Here is a 16,217-nt window from a genome sequence, read left to right on the forward strand (position 1 = left end):
CCATGTGGGCGTCGCTTCCCCGCGCCATCCGGCCGCTTGCCCTGGCAGCGGCATGTCTCGCCGCGCCTGCGGCTGCACAGGAAAGCGGCATTACATCACCGCCCGGACCTTGGCAGGGCAATTATCAACTGCTCCGCGACGATCCCCGCATCCGCACGCGCGGCGGCGCTGACCTGATCCGGATGCAACTGATCCAGTCGAAGGGCGAGGATGCGGTGACGGTATCTTGGATCGCCGGACGCGCGATCTGCGAAGATCCGCTGGCCAAGCCGTGCGAATGGATCGGCGCGAACGGCACGACGCGCGGCCGCATCGTGGACGACACGCTGATCATCGCGCTGCCGCTGTCGGCGGATGCGGCCGATCCGGCAATCCTGATGATGCGACGCGACGTCATGCCCGCTCGGCCGGTCCGGTATTCCGGGGTGATGGCCAATGCCCAGGCGGATTGGGCCTATCGCTTTACTGCCATCGCCGAATGATTGGCTGAAACAGGGACTGGGGGGCACATGCAGACGCGAACCGATCGGCTGGCAATGACGCGCCATGGCACAGGCTGGGCCGTCAAGCTTGGGCTTGCCGCTTCGCTGTTCTGTGTCTCTGGAACCGCCATCGCACAGACTGAACGCATCTCGGTTGTCGGGCTTGATGAAGAGAATCTGGCCGACATCGACGTTCCGGCGATCGTCGATGAAAAGGCCAATCTGGTCTATGAACTGCATCGTCGCGCCTGGGGCGTGCCCATGATCGAGACGTTCCTGGGCAAGGACCGCGTGATTTTCCTGGTCAAGCGTGCGGAAACGACGCCAACGGCAGCCGTCAGCGGAAATTACCAGCCCATCGTGGTCAGCGACTATTCGAACCAGAAGGTGGCGGAGCGGTTTTGCCAAGGGGGGTTTGGCGCCAGCATTGCCGAGAGGATCGACGGCAAGGAATATGCGCGCGGATGGTGTCAGGGTAGTTTTTTCAGCGCCAAGATCTATGCCGACAAGGCGGATCATTGGAGCATGCCCGCGCTGCTATCCCACGAGTTCGTCCACCTGAAACAAGCTCAGTTGCCCGATGGCAAGACCGTCCGGATGCCGGAATGGATCGGCGAGGGCCAGGGCAACGGCTTCGGCTTTGGGATGATGGAATATCAAGCCGGTTTGTCGATGCCGGCCATCGCCAAATCGGCGGCCATCAGGACGGATCAGAATTTCCCCTTCTTCCTCGGCCTGCGCTACTACGACTCGCCTCTGGCGGTCGATAACTGGGCCAGCAGCTATCCAACCGATCATCCGGGCTATCCCGTCGATAAGGCGTCCGATCCGGACATCGAACCCGGCGATCCCGATCCGGACCCGCCATATCATATCTCCATGGCTGGCTATATGACCGGCAGCTTCTGGCGGCACGTTCTGCGCGCACGGCCCGGCGGCTATGCAGTGGCACGGGCGTTTTTTCGTACCCCCTCCCCCAAACAGGCCAAGGATCGCGCCTGGCTGCCCTGGGTCGACACCATCCTGAAAACCACGCGTGAACCGAAAACGGGCGCTATCGTCTGGGAAGGGGGATTGCGCACCGCCTTTTCCGAAATGATCGTGGAACTGGCGGATCGGCCGGACCTGTCGGTCAAATCGCGGGCCGGAAAGCTGCGCGAATACACCTATGACCGGCTGCTATGGCGCAAAGGGTGCACCAAGGTCGATCTGACCAGCCAGCCGACGGCAGTGGTTGCGGGCGTCGAAATCGCGCAGATCGCGGCCAGATGCTTCACCATCAAGCTGCCGCCCGACGGCGTGGACATGAGTGGGGAGAATGCAAAGCCGATCCTGACCGGATCGATGGGTTCCCAATTTTCGGTGACCGCCACCAGCAAGGTCGGCGCTTGCCGCGACCTCGAACTGGGCACTCGTGGCCAGTTGATCCGGTCGCCGACGATCGACAACCTACTTGGCAACGTCAATGATTGTCGCATTACCTGGAAGGGCTATTATCTGCCGCTGGGGCTGAAACACCCCAATGGTCGGAACGGTTGGCAGACCGTGGTGCTGGTCAATGCGCCCGATGATCCCACACGGGCCAAGCGTCATGTCGTTGACCTGACCTTCTTGCGGCCCACCGCGACGGCGACGATTACGTCCCAGCCCTTTGTGAAGGTCCGCGACCGCAAGGTGCGGCGAAAGGCACCGTCGCCGCCCCCCGGCAAGCCCGCGCCTCAATCAGCCAGCCCGGTTATCGTCAAGCCGGATGACGGCAGCGTGTGCGAGGCGGAGCAGCGCGCCCTGCTCGAATGCGGGCCGCTGACTGGGATAACGGTCGCGTTCGGCGACCAGGCAAAGTTCGCAACCACTGGAGCCGCCATGCTCGACAGCATCCAGCTTCACTATCTGGCGGGCAGCTTCACCACGCCGGATCAGAAAACCATGGGTGACCTTCTGTACGACGCAAGCCAGGAAGAGATGGCAGCAGTCGGAGCGATGACCCAAAGGATGGCGGCGTCGGGCAGCTACCCATCGGGATCGCTGATCGCCATTGCGATGAAACAACTGGCCGATGGCGAAACCGGGACGTTCCCCGCGCGCATGGAATTGCTATGGGGAGACGGGCAGCCAGGCGAGCCGGGACGCCCGGAGTCGGTCAAACCCGCCCGGACCACTGCAAGCAACGACTGTGTGAATGTCGATTCCTATGCGCTGGATGCCATGGTGACGATCACGCACAATGATGCGGGGGCGCTGGTCGGCTCCGCTTCCGGACGGATGTGGGAGGAAAATCCTGACGAGGAAACCTCGTGCCGCCAGCCTTATGTGATGGTCGGCACCGTAGAAGTCGCGTTTGCATCGCCGTCGCAGATCAATCTAGGCACGCGCGAACTGGATCTTGAGACCCGCACGGTGCGAAACGCGAAAATCGACGAGAGCATCATTGCGCAGACCCGGATACCGATCGAGGAGCGCTCCGATGTGCTCGGCGATGAGGGCGCTGGAACAGGCGGTGCAGGCGCTGGCCCCGGCGCCGGCGGTGACGGCTCCGGCGGGGGCAGCGGGGTGCTTGCCACCGGCAAGTGCAGCGCGGCAAGCCTGACGCGCAATGACCTGATGGGCTTCATCCGCGCGATGATCAGCAGCGATGGCGAACCGCCGACACCGGAAATGGAGGCGCAGTTCGCATCGGTCGATCTTGCGCCCTATGCACCGGCTATCTGTCAGTGGATCGCTGCCGGTCGGCCGGCGCGCTTTACCCTGGGGGACGAATGATGCGGGTTCAGTCGAGCCTCTGGGCCGCACTCATTGCCCTGTTGCTGACCAGCGGCTTCCTGGCGCAGGATAGCAGCGACCAGGCCGAACCGGTGCGGTCGATCGGCCTGCCGCCTCCGCCGCCGCTGCCGCCGGAAACGGCGGTGCCCGCACCGGCGCCTGCGTCCGTCGCGCGCGCCATGGCGCTGATGGCTCCGCCCCCGCCACGCGCCCAGTGCATCACGGCCGAACAATATAACCGCGCCGCCAGCGGATCCGGGTGTTCCTGTACGTGCGAGGAATATGCCCGCAAGCCGGTTTCCGACACTTGTGACATCGCCTGTGGCGGCCATCCGCACTGCTGGATGCCCAAACCGACGGATGCAGAGGTCAACGCACAGTTTGACAAGGCAATGCAGGGGCTGCCAGCCGTTGCCGCCCGTTCCTCTGCCGGCCTGAGCGGCAAGGAACGCGAAGACCTGCGCGCCAGCCTCGCCATGCTGCGCGCGCTGGAATGGAGCGAGGCAAGAAAATGCACGTCCTGAGCAAGGGTAAAAGTCCTTTCACCGCCGATCCGGATGGGATGCATGGGCGACAGTCGACCCTGCCCGGAATAAATGTCCCGACATCCGACCGACATTCCGTCAAGATCGTTCTTGTCTAGCGCCGATTGGCCCGTCATCCACGGTACGGGATTCCATGCGGTTGTCCGGCTGTGTTCACGGGTCCACGTAGCGCAGGCGTCCCTTGGGGCACCTTCCGGGATCGCTTTGTCCTTGCGCCTGAACGGCCACCGGCGATAGCCTCGCATCGTTCGTCGGTTGGGATAGCCTGTGGGGGCGCATGGATTCCGAGACGTGGCAATTGATTGACCGGGCGATTGACGAGGCCATGAATATGCCGCCTGATCGCCGCGACGCCGCCCTGTCGCGCCGACTGCAAGCCCATCCCGACGCGCTTGGCCAAGCGCGGAAAATGATGGCCAATCTGGAGGCGGCCGAGGCTTTTCTGGAGCCGGAGGCTGGCGATCGGCCCGTCATGCCGGATGCCCCTCCGCCCCGGATCGGCGTGTGGCAGGTCGGCCTGCTCTTGGGGCGCGGCGGCATGGGCAGCGTCTATGCCGCAAGCCGGGCCGAGGGCGGGTTCGAACAGGCGGGCGCGCTCAAGCTGATGAACGCCGCCTCCAGCATCGACATCGCCCGGTTCGAGGGCGAGCGGCAGGTGCTGGCGACCCTCGATCATCCCAATATCGCGCGGCTGCTCGATGGCGGCGTCGGGGCGGACGGACGGCCGTGGATGGTGATGGAGCGGATCGATGGCACGCCCATTGATCGTTGGTGCGCCGATCGGACCACTCCGCTGGCCGATCGCGTGCGGCTGGTGCTCGACGTCATCCAGGGCGTGGCCGCGGCGCACCGGATGCTGGTGCTGCACCGCGACCTCAAGCCCGGCAACATTCTGGTCGACGGGACCGGCCGGGTTCGGGTGATCGATTTCGGGATCGCCAAGCGCCTGGGTGCGGGTGACCAGACCGAGGGCATGTTGCCGCTGTCCGCGCCCTATGCTGCGCCGGAGCTGTTGACCGGTGCGCCCGTCGGTCCACCGGTGGATGTCTATGGCGCAGCGGCCATCCTGTACGAACTGGCCAGCGGCCGCGCGCCCATTGATCTGGACGGCGTTCCGGTTGCGCTGGGCATCGGGCGCGTCCTGGATTCCGAGCCGACCCGGCTGGCCGCGCTGCGTGTCGATGCCCCAATGCTGAAGGGGGCATCGCCCGCCCTGGTCGGCGATCTGGACGCCATCCTGGCCCGTGCCCTTCGCAAGGAATCGGCCGATCGGTATCCGACGCTGGAGGCGCTGGCCGACGATCTGCGCCGGGCACTGGAAGGCCGGCCGGTCGCAGCGCGATCCGGCGACCGTGCTTATCGCCTGCGCCGCCGCCTGTGGCGCGCCCGCTGGCCGATTGCGGCATCGCTGGCGATCATCGCGGCGCTGGGCGGGGGACTGATCACCACCGAGGTACAGCGGCGCGAGGCGGTGGCGGCGCGGGATGCGGCACTGGCCGAGGAAGCGCGAAGCGAGGCTGTGCGGCAGTCGCTCTATCTGGTGCTGGCCGAAAGCGTCGATGCCGCAGGCACGGCGGGCAATGCGCGCGAGGTGCTGGACAAGGCCACGCAGCGCATCACCGCAGCGTTCGCCCGCGATCCCGCGGAATCGGCGCGGGTGCTGCACGCACTTGGCGAGCTGCATTTCTATCTTGGCGATTATCAGGCTGCAAAGGCTGCACTCGGGCCGCTGGTCAGCGGCGGCGATGCCGATGTGCCCGGCGATACGCTGGCGGCTGCGCGCTATGACATGGCGCAGTCGATGGTGCGGCTGGGGGAGATCGACGCTGCCAGGCCCATGCTGGCTAAGGCGCAGCGTTACTGGCAGGGCGATGCCGCGAAATGGCGGGCGCGGCTGATCGACAGTCGCCTGGTCGAGGCGCAGATCGTGCGAGCAACGGATCCGGTGGCGGCCGTGGCGTTGCTGAAATCGGCGCTGGCCGAACATGATGCCATGCACGGGAAGACCAACCGCCAGGCGGGCGTGTTCCAGAACAATCTGGGCGTGACCCTGCAGGCGTCCGGCGATCTGGAGGGTGCGGCCGCCGCCTTTCGCAGCGCACAGGCCGTATGGCAGCGCGCTGGGCTGACCGAAACGCCCGATGCGCTGAATACGGCCAACAATCTGGCGGCGATCGAGACGCTGTCGGGTCGTCCGGAGGCCGCCGAGCCGTTGTTCGCCGAGGCGGTTCGCATCCGCCGTGCGCTGTTCGGGGCATCCGGCGGCACAGCCGCGCTGCTCAGCAACCATGGCAAGGTGCTGCTCCAGCTGGGTCGCCCGGCAGAGGCGACGACGCGGCTGGCCGAGGCGGTCGAGATGGCGGAGCGGTTTGCCGGCGCGGGCTCGATGCTGCATGTCGCGGCGCTGTCGGGCCTGGCGGATGCACGGCTGGCCAGCGGATCGGCCGATGCGATGGCGACGGCGCGCGCGGCCATTGCTGCGGCGGGCTTGGGCAAGTCGCCTCCCCCGGCAAGGGCTATGGCGCTGCTGTCGCTGGCCAAGGCGCAACAGGCGGCGGGAGATCGCGGCGGGGCGCTTCAGTCGCTGGCGGCGGTCGAGGGGATGCTCCCCGCGCTCGGCCCGGCGGGCGCGCGACTGGGGGAAGCGGCCAAGGCGGTGAAGGCCGGGCTGTGACGCGCGGCGGTCAGGCCGGTTCGGACGCTGCGCTCATGTCGATCAGCAGCAGCGACTTGGCCTTGACCCAGTCGCGCCGCACCGTCCGTTCGTTGCAATCCAGCAGCACCGCGATCTCGCGCTCCGCATAGCCGCCAAAGAAGCGCAGTTCGACGATCTGTGCCAGGCGCGGTGCGAACGATGCCAGTCGCTCCAGCGCCGCGTTCAGCGCCACCAGCCGGTCATCGCTTTCCCAATAGACGAATGGAAGATCGTCCTCGAACGCTTCGGTCCGCTGGCCCCCGCCGCGTTTGGCGGCCAACCGTGCCTCGGCATGATTGACCAGAATCTGACGCATCGCGCGCGCGGCCGTGCGCAGGAAATGGCCTTCATCGACAAAGCCGTCGCTACCGCGCAGTTTCAGATAGCATTCGTTGACCAGCGCGGTGGAACGCATCGTCTCGCCCGTGCCATAGCGCCAGCGCAGATCGCGGGCAATGCGCTTGAGCTGTGGATACAGCGCCCTCACCAGCGCTTCATTCGCGTCCGCTGCCTGCCCCGACTGCCCCGACATGTCCGGATCATGCTGGGTTGCCGAGGGGTTGTCACGGATTTTCGGCAGCATAGACCAGCGATACCTGCTGCGGCTCTCCTTCGGTCGGGGGCGAGACCGTCAGCTGCAGGGCCGCCTCGCCATCGCCCTGCCGTCCCATCGTCAGGATGCGGGCACCGCCCATGTTCGCCTCGGCCTGCGCGACCAGCCCGGCGGCCGTCGCCCTTTCCCGGTAAAAGGCGATCACCTTGTCGGGCGTATCCCCGGTGGTGAAGGAAACCATGCCCTTCGCCTCCTGCGCACTGCCGGTCACGGCGGCGGTGATGGTCGCCCCGGGATAGATCGGAGCGAACGCAGGAAGATTGGCCGGTGCCGCGATGCCGCCGCCACCGGCCCCTGCGGTGCGAATCGTCACAGCCTCTCCGGTTTCCGCGTCGCGGACCGTTTGTTCCCGTTCCCCGCCACAGGCAGCGAGCAGGATCAGGGTCGCCAGAATTGCGGGTCGGTTCATCATCGTGCCTCCTGGCTGGTGGTGCATTGGTGATCTGGTCGGGGGGGAGCCGAGTGCGTTCATGCCGCAAGCCGCCCCATGCCCACCATCATGGTCATGCCCGTCCAGCGCCGCTCGACCAGCCGTTCGATCGGCCGCTGCAGCGCATCCAGTGGGGTGTTGCCTGCAAGTGCCGCATCGAGCGCGGCCAGCTGCTCGACGATCTGGGCAATGCCCTGGCCCAGCGAAGGCGCCGTCTGCAGCACGGCGTCGCCAATGCGCACCATCGGCGGCAGCGCGTCCGCGGCCTCGATCTCGGTCCGCCGGGCGAGCGGACTGTCATGCCGCAACGGGCGGTCGGCAAGCGAAAGATTGCCCATGCGATCGGCCCATTCGGCCCCGGCGGTCAGCAACAACCGGTCGAGCGACTGGCGACTACAGGGAACGGCATTGGCACCACCCCGCACCGTCAGTCGCTGGACCCCGTCCGGGCCGTTTAGCAGCATCACGCTGCCCCGTTCATCCTGTTCCCCGATCAGCCATGACTGGCCGGGCCGCACATTCGTGCCGGTCCACGTCCAGCATCGGTCCAGGCCGGACAACTCGTCGGTGATCGCACCGATACCCGGCAATCGGGCGACTGCCTGTTTCAGGCCGCTGGCGTCGATCAGCAGATCGGCGGTGCCCGCCCGATCGGCTGCCCGCCATTGCCAGCCCGGCCGTTTATTGGGGGGAACCAACAGGACGTCCTGTACCGCGACGATACCCACCGATTTGGCCCGTGCTGCCAAGGCACTGCGCAGGCGCTCTGCCGCCACGATCGGCCTTGGACCTTCGTCGCGCTGGCCGTTCGCATCCCAGATCAGCGCCTCGCCCATCGTCCATCCGCCAAGCGCACCGCCGGCGAGTCGTTCCAGTACCTCCAGCACAGGATGCGCCACCAGATGCGCGTGATCCCGATGGCCTGTCCGATCGCGCGGCGCGCAGGCCAGGTGCACGGACCAGCCGTGCCGGGCGAGCAGGATCGCTGCGCCCAGCCCGGCCAGGCCATCGCCCATCACCAGCGCGCTGGGATTGGATCGCCCCGGCATCGCCCCGATCAGCCCCGCGCCGTGGGCAGGCCGATGCCGCGCCCGCGCGCGCCCTTGGCATCGACGAGCACGAAGAAGACGAGCCCGTTCGCCGCATCGCCACGACCGAGCGTGTCTCGTGCAACCGGCTCCAGCACCGCGCCAGCACCCCGGTCGGGGACGAGCATGTCTCCGGGGAACAGCATGTCACCCGGAAAGAGCATGTCTCCCGGGAAAAGCATGTCTCCCGGAAACAACATGTCGCCGGGAAAGAACATGTCACCCGGAAAACCGACCTGCCCCGGTTTCAACTCGAAGCCGTCTGATGCGAAGACGTCGCGCAGCGCGCCGTTTTCCACCCGTCCGGCAACGAATTGCGCCTTGACCGGCCCCGCGATCCGGGCACGCAGCCGCACCGATTTGACGAGCGCCGACCGCAGCTTCTCGCCGGACAGTTTCGACGGGGCGCGCGGATTGGCGATCTGCACCTCGATCAGATCGCCCTCAGCGCCCAGCGCTGCGGTGCCCGTGGCGAGACCAGCGGCGACAAAGGTGGTGGCCACCATAAATTTGCGGCGGGTGATGGTCATTGCATTGCCTCCTTAAAAATTGGGGTGTCAGCCGGCCTGCTGCGCGGCCAGGCATTCGCGGATGGCGGGCAGTTCGCGCTCGATCGCATCGCGCGTCGCCAGCACCCGGGTGCCCTTGGCGATGGCGGCATTCTCGTCCGCGTCGGTCATGTCGGGCGCCTTCAGCCGGGCGGCCCGGTCGGTCCAGTAGGACGCGCTGGTGGCCGTAATCTGATCGAGTTCGGCCGGGCGGTCGTCGCTGAGGATCGTCTTGGCAGCAAAGGCGGCGGCGATCAGACCCCGGCACTGCCACGCCTGTTCCACCTGCTCGCGCGTCGCGGGAATGGTTTCGCCACCGCCTTCGGCAGCAGCGGACGCCTTCGCCGGAGCGGACGCGGCATTGCCCTCGGCAACCGGGTCGCCGCCTGTCCCGCCACCACAACCGGCCAGTGCGGCAAAAGCCAGCACCATCATCGCCATCGAACCCCGCATCATCCTCTCCCTTCGACCATCAAAACCGGAAAGGCAGTGCAAAGCGGACATCACCGATCGCAATAAATTATGGGGCGTGGCTGTCCGCTTTCCCGGCGGCTTTCTGTATATGCCGCAGAGACCGTCGAATTCGGTCGGGGCAGCAGCGGGAGGAACGAAGAATGCGTAAACTCATCATCGGTCTGGCACTGGGCATCACCGCCACCATCCCTGTCGCCGCAGGCGCGCTGCTCGCACAGGGCGAGCCGCCGCGCAGCATCACCCTGTTCAACGACGAGGGCTTTCGCGGCGCACCGGTGAAACTGAGCACCGATACCGCCAACCTGCAGGAAGTCAGCGCTGCCGAGGGGTTTGACGGAACGGCGAACGATTATGCCTATTCGCTGAAGACCGAGGGTCGCTGGCAGGTCTGCATGGATGCAGGCTTCAAGACTGATTGCCGCGAGGTCGACGGGGAAGTCGCGGTGCTGGGCGAACAGGGCGGCTCGATCAGTTCGGTCCGCTATCTGGGGCCATCCGCGCTCGCCAACGCCGCCGCGACCCCGGGGCAGGGGACGACCGGCGCCACCGCCACGGCGGCGACCGCACCGGCCTGGCAACCGATGCGCAACGTCGATCTGTTCGGCGGCGATTACCGGGAAATCGCCTATGCCCAGCCGGGCAATGGCTGGGAACAGTGCAAGGCGGAATGCGATGCCGACCGGCAGTGCAAGGCATTCACTTATGTCGCGCCCGGCCGAACGGAACATGGCGAATGTTTCCTGAAGAACGTCGTTCCGGAAGCAGCGTCGTCGGACTGTTGCGTCTCCGGCATCAAGGGCGCGCCATCCGCCGGCAATGCGCGCGGCGATGCGGCGATCAATCGGGTCGTGCGGCGCATGGCCGGAACCGCCGGTGACGCTGCCGAGCGCAGGATGAACGAGAAGATCGACGAAGGCGTCAACCGGGTGCTCGATCGGGTATTCTGACCGCTGGTGAACGGGTGACGGTATGGGCGCCGTCACCCGCCGATGATTGGGGAGACGGGGTGATGCGCTACCGAGCGTTACTGGGCGCGCAAGCGCTGACCTTGGCGGCGTTGGCAGCATCACCGCTTTCAGCTCAGACGTCGCTCACGGCTTCGAACGATCTTGTCTTTCGGGGCTATGTCAGCGCGACGGGCGAAAGCATCAAAGTGCCCGACGATGTCATAAAGACTGCCAAGCAGGTTTACGACTTATACGATCAACGCTGGAACGTTCCCAGGATCGATGTGACAACAAACGGACAGCCGACGATATTTTATCTTCAAAGGTCGTCGGACGAAATCAAGCAGTCACCCAATACGGGTGCCCGGACGGCTAACGCTTACCCCTTCTCGATCGACAATCAGAGCGGGGGTGTGCGGCAGATGCTTGCATGCTCGGAAGCGCCCTTGGAGCGTAAAGTCGGCTGGTGCAGCGCCGACCATTTTTCCATCGGCCTGCTGGCGGACCGGTCCACTGACTGGGCGTTGCCGATGCTGATCTCGCATGAGTTTCTGCACTTGCGCATTCGGGAATTTCAGCCGCGCGAGATCGTCGACAAGGTCTTTCCCTACTGGATCAGCGAGGGAAGCAGCAATGGATTCGGCTTCGGATTTGTCGAACATCTCCCCGGTCTGTCGCGCCGCGCGATTGCCGAGAAAACCGCTGGGCTGCCATCCGATCAGAACCAGTTCTCTGCGTTTCTGGGCCTTCGATACTATGATCGCCCGCTACCGCTAACCGGCGAGTTCGCGCTCACCTATCCGCGGAACCATCCCGCCTATCCCGCCAAGGCGGGCGAGCCCGATTTTCATGTTCAGATGGCTGGGTATGGCACCGGCAGCTTCTTCCGTCATGCGCTTCGCGGCCGTCCGCGTGGCACGGCGGTGATGGAGGCGGTCATGAAGCGGCCGATGCCCAGGACGACAACGGGATGGGGGCCGTGGATCCACTGGCTCGACGAGGGGCTGAAAACGGCACGGCTCTTGGGCCAATTCTCCAACGACGGCAAACCGACGAAGGTTTGGCCGCGCGGCATCCGCCAGGTCTATGCCGAAATGATCGCGGACATGGCGGATTTCCCCGATCGGGTTGCGAAAAGCCGCAAGGGGCGGCTGTCCGCAGACCAGTATGACAAGCTTCTGTGGAGCAAGGGCTGCGAGACCATCGACCTCGCCTATCAGCCCTATTGGTCGAAAACGATCGACATCGCCCCGATCGCTGCACGTTGTCTGCGCATCAAGATGCCTGCCCATTCGCTTGACCTGAGCGGTAAGGATGCAAAGCTGCTTGCCAATAATCTGCCGCCCAGCTTTGTGGTCACTGCAACCGCCAGTGATGGCGGGTGTAACGATTTGGAGGTCGGCACCCGCGGCGAGGTGCTGTCCGAGCTTATCCGGTTCAAGGGTACCAAAGATGCCGGCAAATGCATCGCCAAGTGGTTGGGCTATTATCTGCCGCTCAATGTCAACGATCCCCAGGGACTGAAAGGCTATCAGACGATCGTCATCAGCAACGTCGCTGATGAAGCGCGGCTCAGCAAGCCGCGCCAGATCGAGCTCTCCATCGTCAATCCGGTCGCATCCGGCAGCGTCGATGCGGCTCAGACGGTCGAGCGGGGCGGCGGCAAGATCAAGAAACCCGTGCCCAAGCCCAAGCGCGGCCGCCCTCGCGAGCCCCAGGTCGGGGTGCCGGTGATGGTCGAGCCGGAGCCGCCGGTCGAGTGCGACGCCGATCAGAGGGCGATTTTCGAGTGCGGCGACACCATGACCATCTTGTTCAACTATGGCGACGGCGCCGATGTGGCGGTGGATATGGAAGCGGTACGCACCATGATCGGCATCGACCAGTTGCCCGCCGCCTTCTCGCCGGACGGGGAAGACAGCATCGCCAGCGTCATTCAAGCCAGCAAGGGTGACGGTCTGGCCGGGTCGGCGGGGGCGATGACCAAGCTGATGTCGGGCGGCGGTGAAGGCGGCGGCGTGTCGATCCAGATGCAGCGGCTGGCCAGCGGTCAGACCGGCACGTTCCCGGCGCAGGTGAAGATCAACTGGGCGTCGCCGGGCGGGTTTGAGGGCAGCATCGCCTCCATCGCTCCGGCCCGGCTGGCACGGGCGGGGGATTGTGTCGTGGTGCAATCCTTTCGGGCGACCGGGACGGTGACCGTCACCCGGAATAGCGCAGGCTTGCTGATGGGCACTGTCCGAGCGGAATTTCTCGAGGAGAACCCGGACGACCGGGCCGCCTGTCAAACGCCCTATGTCCGGACCGGCACCGCCGAGTTTGCCTTCTCCCTGGGCGGCATCGTGACGGTCGGCGATCTCGGCGACTACGACATCGACATGGATCAGATGCAGAAGGCGTCGGAGGCCAGGCTCGCCAACGCAATGGCGGTCGGCACGCCGATGGGCGACCGGATGGAGGGCGATGGAGCCCGGCCGGGAATGGATGGCGATCAGGGCAATCCCGAGCAACCGTCCTCGCCGGCCCCGTCGATCCTCCTGTCGGGCGCTCCCGACGACCCGGCGATAGAGGCTTGCATGACCACCGTCACCCGGCGCGATCTGGATCAGGCGCTCCGCAAGCTGTACGGGGAACTGGCAACTCAGAACCCGGAGTTCGTCAGACAGCTTCGCGAACAATATCTGGCCGACTGGGAAAATACCAAGCGCCTGCTCTGCCTTTGGCAAACCACTGGCGCGGTCCCGTAACCCATTGCGGTCAACCTTCCAGCCCATATCCCGGATGATCCCAGAAGGTTTCAGGCCCACCCGGCAGCCTGCCGTTCCCGAACCGCGATTCCGCGATTCGCCAACCCGCTTGGTCACCGTCAATCGGTCGGCCACCGTGCGCAGGACAAGCGTTGCGTCGTGCCGGGCATTAACGCTCCGAATCTCTGATGTCGTTTCAACCGGGGGATGTGGAGCCGTGACGGAGCAACTGGTCGCTGTTGTCCCGACGCATCGCCATGCTCTCGGATAAACGCAGGGCCGTGCCCGCTTCACTTGACGGGCGCCAGGATGCCATTCGATGCGAAGTACGGTTTGCCGCCGTGTCAGTCAGACCCAAGGCCGCTAGGCCGAGTTTACACCGTTGAGCGAGAGGCCCATGCACGATGGCCAGTGCTCGGCGACCTGTTCTAAGGCGGCGCGCTGCCAGCCGAAACAAGATTGGAGACGATGCGGCAGGCATCCCGAAAGATGCCAGCAATGCCCTTCTTCTCAGCATCCTGGCTGCGGGTGAATGGTGCCCAGAAGAGGACTCGAACCTCCACGACCTTGCGATCGCCAGCACCTGAAGCTGGTGCGTCTACCAATTCCGCCATCTGGGCACGGGGTAGGCGGCGGCCTCTAGGGGGTGATCGGGTCGCTTGTCAACCGGGATCGTCATTCGGTGGTGATGGATTTTGGGGGCTATGTTAGGGAAACTGACATCGGTCAAATCGCATTGCTACCATCGAACTATCGGCGCTTTCCGTAGGTTGAGCGGGTTACGTAGCCACCGAGGCACAAGCGGCATTTGCTGTGGGTGTCAGGTTCTTTTTTTTCGGCCACCGCTACGGCATCCTCCTCCGTTGCAAAGTTCAACCAGACACTCGTGGTTGAGGCTTCGTCGCCCCGTGCCATTGCCTTCCGGACGGTTGAACAATCGGACGAATGTACCTTAGCCCTCTTATGCTGCGGGCAATGATTCAACCAGAATGGTTTTTCGCGGAGATCGCTTTCTCCCTGCTCCAACCCCACGGGTGCCGCTGTCTCACGCGTCTTCTTATAGGCGTCCGAACGTTCAATGATTTCTTCTTCCCGCCACACTCGGTCTGTCAGACCAGCGCTCATGGCTGCCGATACCTCCCGCTTGGGATCATTCGGGTCAATCTTACGGGACCAGCAATAATTGCGATAAAGCATCCAAATTGCGACTTGGCGTTCGTGATAGATCAAGCGCTTTGAGAACGCGTTAGTCTTACGCGTGAAGCGACGGTTCGCCTGCCTTAGAAAGCCGTTCTCTCGTTCAATTCGCCATGTGTTGATTTCTTCGTAGCGGGGTGCTCCCTTTAGCTGCTTTCGCTTCGAGCCAATGTATCGCTTTTTCTCATCATAGACCTTTTCGAATACACCAGCATCTACCTCGGCACCGAAAGCTAGCTCGATGGCGTCAGGATATACAGGGTGGCCATCCACTGCCAGTGATGGTCGAACGAGGAGTTCGCCGTGCTCATTTCGCGCTAATCGTCGAGCAACTTTGCGCATGAACGGTGTCGCATCGACCGCTCCTCGTGTTCCGATGTGATAGGTGAGAACAAGCTGCGTCTCGGGATCGATTGCGAGCCAAGTCCAAGTTACGCCTTCGTTCGGGACTTTATCCTCTGGCGCATACCCACGGTCGTTCCGACCAACAAACGACCAAATCTCATCGGCTTGGATTTCTCGGGGCGTGACAGTGCCACTTTCGTTGTGAAACGAGATGGCCATGTCGCCGACCTCCCGCACCAGACGCAATACGGACTTGAACGATACGCGGAAGGTGCGGCTGCAAGCGCGAATGGACATCCCTTCGCACAATGCTGTCAGGATCATCCTGCGAACGTGCAGCGGTAGTATGTTCAAATATCTGTCTCCTTTCGCCTTGGTGAGCTGGACGGCTTCCGAGTTTTGCAGCGGTCTGGTTGGCGGCCTCTAGCCACCTCACCCAAACATCATCCTTGCCGGATCAACCAAATGTGATACAACGGGTCAGCGACTCGATACACCGAGTCGCTGACCCTGTAAAGGCGAAAGGCGCTGATTGCTAATGGCAAAGTTCGATTTTCTGTTGTTCGGTAACCCATGCATTCATCGGGTAGAGGTCGCCGCCGACGGACTCGAAGAGCTTACCGCCGAACTCGCGTCGGCGCGGTTCGTCAGTGGCGAGCTCGATCCTGACGAATGGGGGCAAGTGCGGCGCGTTGCGATCCGATCCGACCGCATTCAATTCATCGTGGAGTCGAATTGATGGACTGGACCAAGCTGGAAGGCATCGGCCTTGTTGCTTTCAACGTCTTTACGCCGGGCGAATTAGAAACTGCCACCGGCCTTACCGCCGATATGCAGCGTGTGTGGCGAAGGCGGGGACAGTTGTTGGCTTGCGATGGCGCTAGGGCTCGCTTCAACGCCGACCAAGTTGCAGCAATTGCCGTTCGGTTTGAACTGGCCCGCTTCGGCGTTTCTCCGAGCGAGACCACGGCAATTGGCGAGCGGGCGGCAAGAACGGTCCTCCACAGTGCCTTATTGTCTCGATCGCGGGCGGCCCAAGTTCGAGGACCCTTTGACGAGGTAGCGACTGTGGCAGCGACCTTTGCCAATGACCATCGGTTGGCCGATGTGGTTGCGGGAGCTGACGGCAGTGGCCGCTATCTGATCGCACTCTCGCCATCAGACTTTGAGTTTGTGGATGACGTCGCATCACTGCTTTCTGACGAAGGACACTCAGCCATCTTGATACTGGACCTAACAGTTGTCGGCATTCGACTGGCAGATCGATCGCCCAAGCCACTATTTATCATTGATGTGGGGCGTGCATAGGAATTCACGACAGTGCGATCTATCGGTATTATCTCGAC

Annotated in this window: 14 protein-coding genes and 1 tRNA gene; 8 read left to right on the forward strand and 7 right to left on the reverse strand. The window is 64.1% G+C overall.

Annotated features, from left to right (window positions below; genetic code table 11):
• Positions 1-2 precede the first annotated feature (2 nt).
• The 4 genes from ACPVPU_RS03340 (at position 3) to ACPVPU_RS03355 (ending at position 6,461) form a co-directional block, all read left to right on the forward strand.
• A complete protein-coding gene (locus ACPVPU_RS03340; RefSeq protein ID WP_448659509.1) occupies positions 3-482 on the forward strand; it encodes a hypothetical protein in 480 nt (159 codons plus the stop codon).
• Between the two features lie 27 nt (positions 483-509).
• Complete coding sequence (locus ACPVPU_RS03345; RefSeq protein WP_448659510.1) at positions 510-3,242, forward strand: hypothetical protein; 2,733 nt, start codon at positions 510-512, stop codon at positions 3,240-3,242.
• Positions 3,239-3,766, forward strand: coding sequence for a hypothetical protein (locus ACPVPU_RS03350; protein ID WP_448659511.1), 528 nt, complete (start codon positions 3,239-3,241; stop codon positions 3,764-3,766). The genes ACPVPU_RS03345 and ACPVPU_RS03350 overlap by 4 nt, the downstream gene beginning before the upstream one ends.
• Positions 3,767-4,112: 346 nt before the next feature.
• The gene (locus ACPVPU_RS03355; RefSeq protein ID WP_448659513.1) at positions 4,113-6,461 is read left to right on the forward strand and encodes a protein kinase domain-containing protein; all 2,349 of its coding nucleotides are present in this window, start codon (positions 4,113-4,115) and stop codon (positions 6,459-6,461) included.
• 10 nt (positions 6,462-6,471) lie between these two features.
• On the opposite strand, the gene ACPVPU_RS03360 is transcribed toward ACPVPU_RS03355, so the two are convergent.
• Genes ACPVPU_RS03360 through ACPVPU_RS03380 form a run of 5 tightly spaced genes read right to left on the reverse strand, consistent with a single transcriptional unit; the run spans position 6,472 to position 9,617 of the window.
• Complete coding sequence (locus ACPVPU_RS03360; RefSeq protein ID WP_448659514.1) at positions 6,472-7,065, reverse strand: ECF-type sigma factor; 594 nt, start codon at positions 7,063-7,065, stop codon at positions 6,472-6,474.
• Positions 7,046-7,507 carry a hypothetical protein gene (locus tag ACPVPU_RS03365; protein WP_448659515.1) on the reverse strand — a complete coding sequence of 154 codons (462 nt, stop codon included), beginning with the start codon at positions 7,505-7,507 and terminating at the stop codon, positions 7,046-7,048. Before ACPVPU_RS03365 ends, ACPVPU_RS03360 begins: the two co-directional genes overlap by 20 nt.
• A 56-nt stretch (positions 7,508-7,563) precedes the next feature.
• Entirely contained in the window at positions 7,564-8,574 is a 1,011-nt protein-coding gene (locus tag ACPVPU_RS03370; protein WP_448659516.1) for a hypothetical protein, read from the reverse strand.
• 8 nt (positions 8,575-8,582) lie between these two features.
• Positions 8,583-9,143 carry a hypothetical protein gene (locus tag ACPVPU_RS03375; RefSeq protein WP_448659517.1) on the reverse strand — a complete coding sequence of 187 codons (561 nt, stop codon included), beginning with the start codon at positions 9,141-9,143 and terminating at the stop codon, positions 8,583-8,585.
• Positions 9,144-9,170: 27 nt separating this feature from the next.
• Positions 9,171-9,617 carry a hypothetical protein gene (locus tag ACPVPU_RS03380; protein WP_448659518.1) on the reverse strand — a complete coding sequence of 149 codons (447 nt, stop codon included), beginning with the start codon at positions 9,615-9,617 and terminating at the stop codon, positions 9,171-9,173.
• Positions 9,618-9,775: 158 nt separating this feature from the next.
• Between ACPVPU_RS03380 and ACPVPU_RS03385 the strand changes: the two genes are divergently transcribed.
• Both ACPVPU_RS03385 and ACPVPU_RS03390 read left to right on the forward strand, forming a co-directional pair.
• Complete coding sequence (locus ACPVPU_RS03385; protein WP_448659519.1) at positions 9,776-10,582, forward strand: PAN domain-containing protein; 807 nt, start codon at positions 9,776-9,778, stop codon at positions 10,580-10,582.
• Positions 10,583-10,644: 62 nt separating this feature from the next.
• Complete coding sequence (locus tag ACPVPU_RS03390; protein ID WP_448659520.1) at positions 10,645-13,329, forward strand: hypothetical protein; 2,685 nt, start codon at positions 10,645-10,647, stop codon at positions 13,327-13,329.
• A gap of 533 nt (positions 13,330-13,862) precedes the next feature.
• Here ACPVPU_RS03390 and ACPVPU_RS03395 read toward each other — a convergent pair.
• Positions 13,863-13,949 (reverse strand) — tRNA-Leu (locus ACPVPU_RS03395).
• 130 nt (positions 13,950-14,079) lie between these two features.
• Positions 14,080-15,195, reverse strand: a complete 1,116-nt coding sequence (locus tag ACPVPU_RS03400; RefSeq protein WP_448659522.1) for an IS1 family transposase — start codon at positions 15,193-15,195, stop codon at positions 14,080-14,082.
• 214 nt (positions 15,196-15,409) lie between these two features.
• On the opposite strand from ACPVPU_RS03400, the gene ACPVPU_RS03405 reads away from it, so the two are divergent.
• Both ACPVPU_RS03405 and ACPVPU_RS03410 read left to right on the forward strand, forming a co-directional pair.
• Entirely contained in the window at positions 15,410-15,610 is a 201-nt protein-coding gene (locus ACPVPU_RS03405; RefSeq protein ID WP_448659523.1) for a hypothetical protein, read from the forward strand.
• Positions 15,610-16,179, forward strand: a complete 570-nt coding sequence (locus tag ACPVPU_RS03410; RefSeq protein ID WP_448659524.1) for a hypothetical protein — start codon at positions 15,610-15,612, stop codon at positions 16,177-16,179. Before ACPVPU_RS03405 ends, ACPVPU_RS03410 begins: the two co-directional genes overlap by 1 nt.
• The last annotated feature ends 38 nt before the right edge of the window (positions 16,180-16,217 follow it).

The sequence above is a fragment of the Sphingomonas paludis genome (assembly GCF_053502515.1).

Bases quoted from the DNA above. Each gene is read 5' to 3' on its own strand.
- ACPVPU_RS03355 (WP_448659513.1), top strand. From the start codon at position 4,113: ATGAATATGCCGCCTGATCGCCGCGACGCCGCCCTGTCGCGCCGACTG.
- ACPVPU_RS03375 (WP_448659517.1), bottom strand. From the start codon at position 9,143: ATGACCATCACCCGCCGCAAATTTATGGTGGCCACCACCTTTGTCGCC.
- ACPVPU_RS03400 (WP_448659522.1), bottom strand. From the start codon at position 15,195: ATGATCCTGACAGCATTGTGCGAAGGGATGTCCATTCGCGCTTGCAGC.
- ACPVPU_RS03360 (WP_448659514.1), bottom strand. From the start codon at position 7,065: ATGCTGCCGAAAATCCGTGACAACCCCTCGGCAACCCAGCATGATCCG.
- ACPVPU_RS03385 (WP_448659519.1), top strand. From the start codon at position 9,776: ATGCGTAAACTCATCATCGGTCTGGCACTGGGCATCACCGCCACCATC.
- ACPVPU_RS03380 (WP_448659518.1), bottom strand. From the start codon at position 9,617: ATGATGCGGGGTTCGATGGCGATGATGGTGCTGGCTTTTGCCGCACTG.
- ACPVPU_RS03350 (WP_448659511.1), top strand. From the start codon at position 3,239: ATGATGCGGGTTCAGTCGAGCCTCTGGGCCGCACTCATTGCCCTGTTG.
- ACPVPU_RS03365 (WP_448659515.1), bottom strand. From the start codon at position 7,507: ATGATGAACCGACCCGCAATTCTGGCGACCCTGATCCTGCTCGCTGCC.
- ACPVPU_RS03405 (WP_448659523.1), top strand. From the start codon at position 15,410: ATGGCAAAGTTCGATTTTCTGTTGTTCGGTAACCCATGCATTCATCGG.
- ACPVPU_RS03390 (WP_448659520.1), top strand. From the start codon at position 10,645: ATGCGCTACCGAGCGTTACTGGGCGCGCAAGCGCTGACCTTGGCGGCG.
- ACPVPU_RS03345 (WP_448659510.1), top strand. From the start codon at position 510: ATGCAGACGCGAACCGATCGGCTGGCAATGACGCGCCATGGCACAGGC.
- ACPVPU_RS03340 (WP_448659509.1), top strand. From the start codon at position 3: ATGTGGGCGTCGCTTCCCCGCGCCATCCGGCCGCTTGCCCTGGCAGCG.
- ACPVPU_RS03410 (WP_448659524.1), top strand. From the start codon at position 15,610: ATGGACTGGACCAAGCTGGAAGGCATCGGCCTTGTTGCTTTCAACGTC.
- ACPVPU_RS03370 (WP_448659516.1), bottom strand. From the start codon at position 8,574: ATGCCGGGGCGATCCAATCCCAGCGCGCTGGTGATGGGCGATGGCCTG.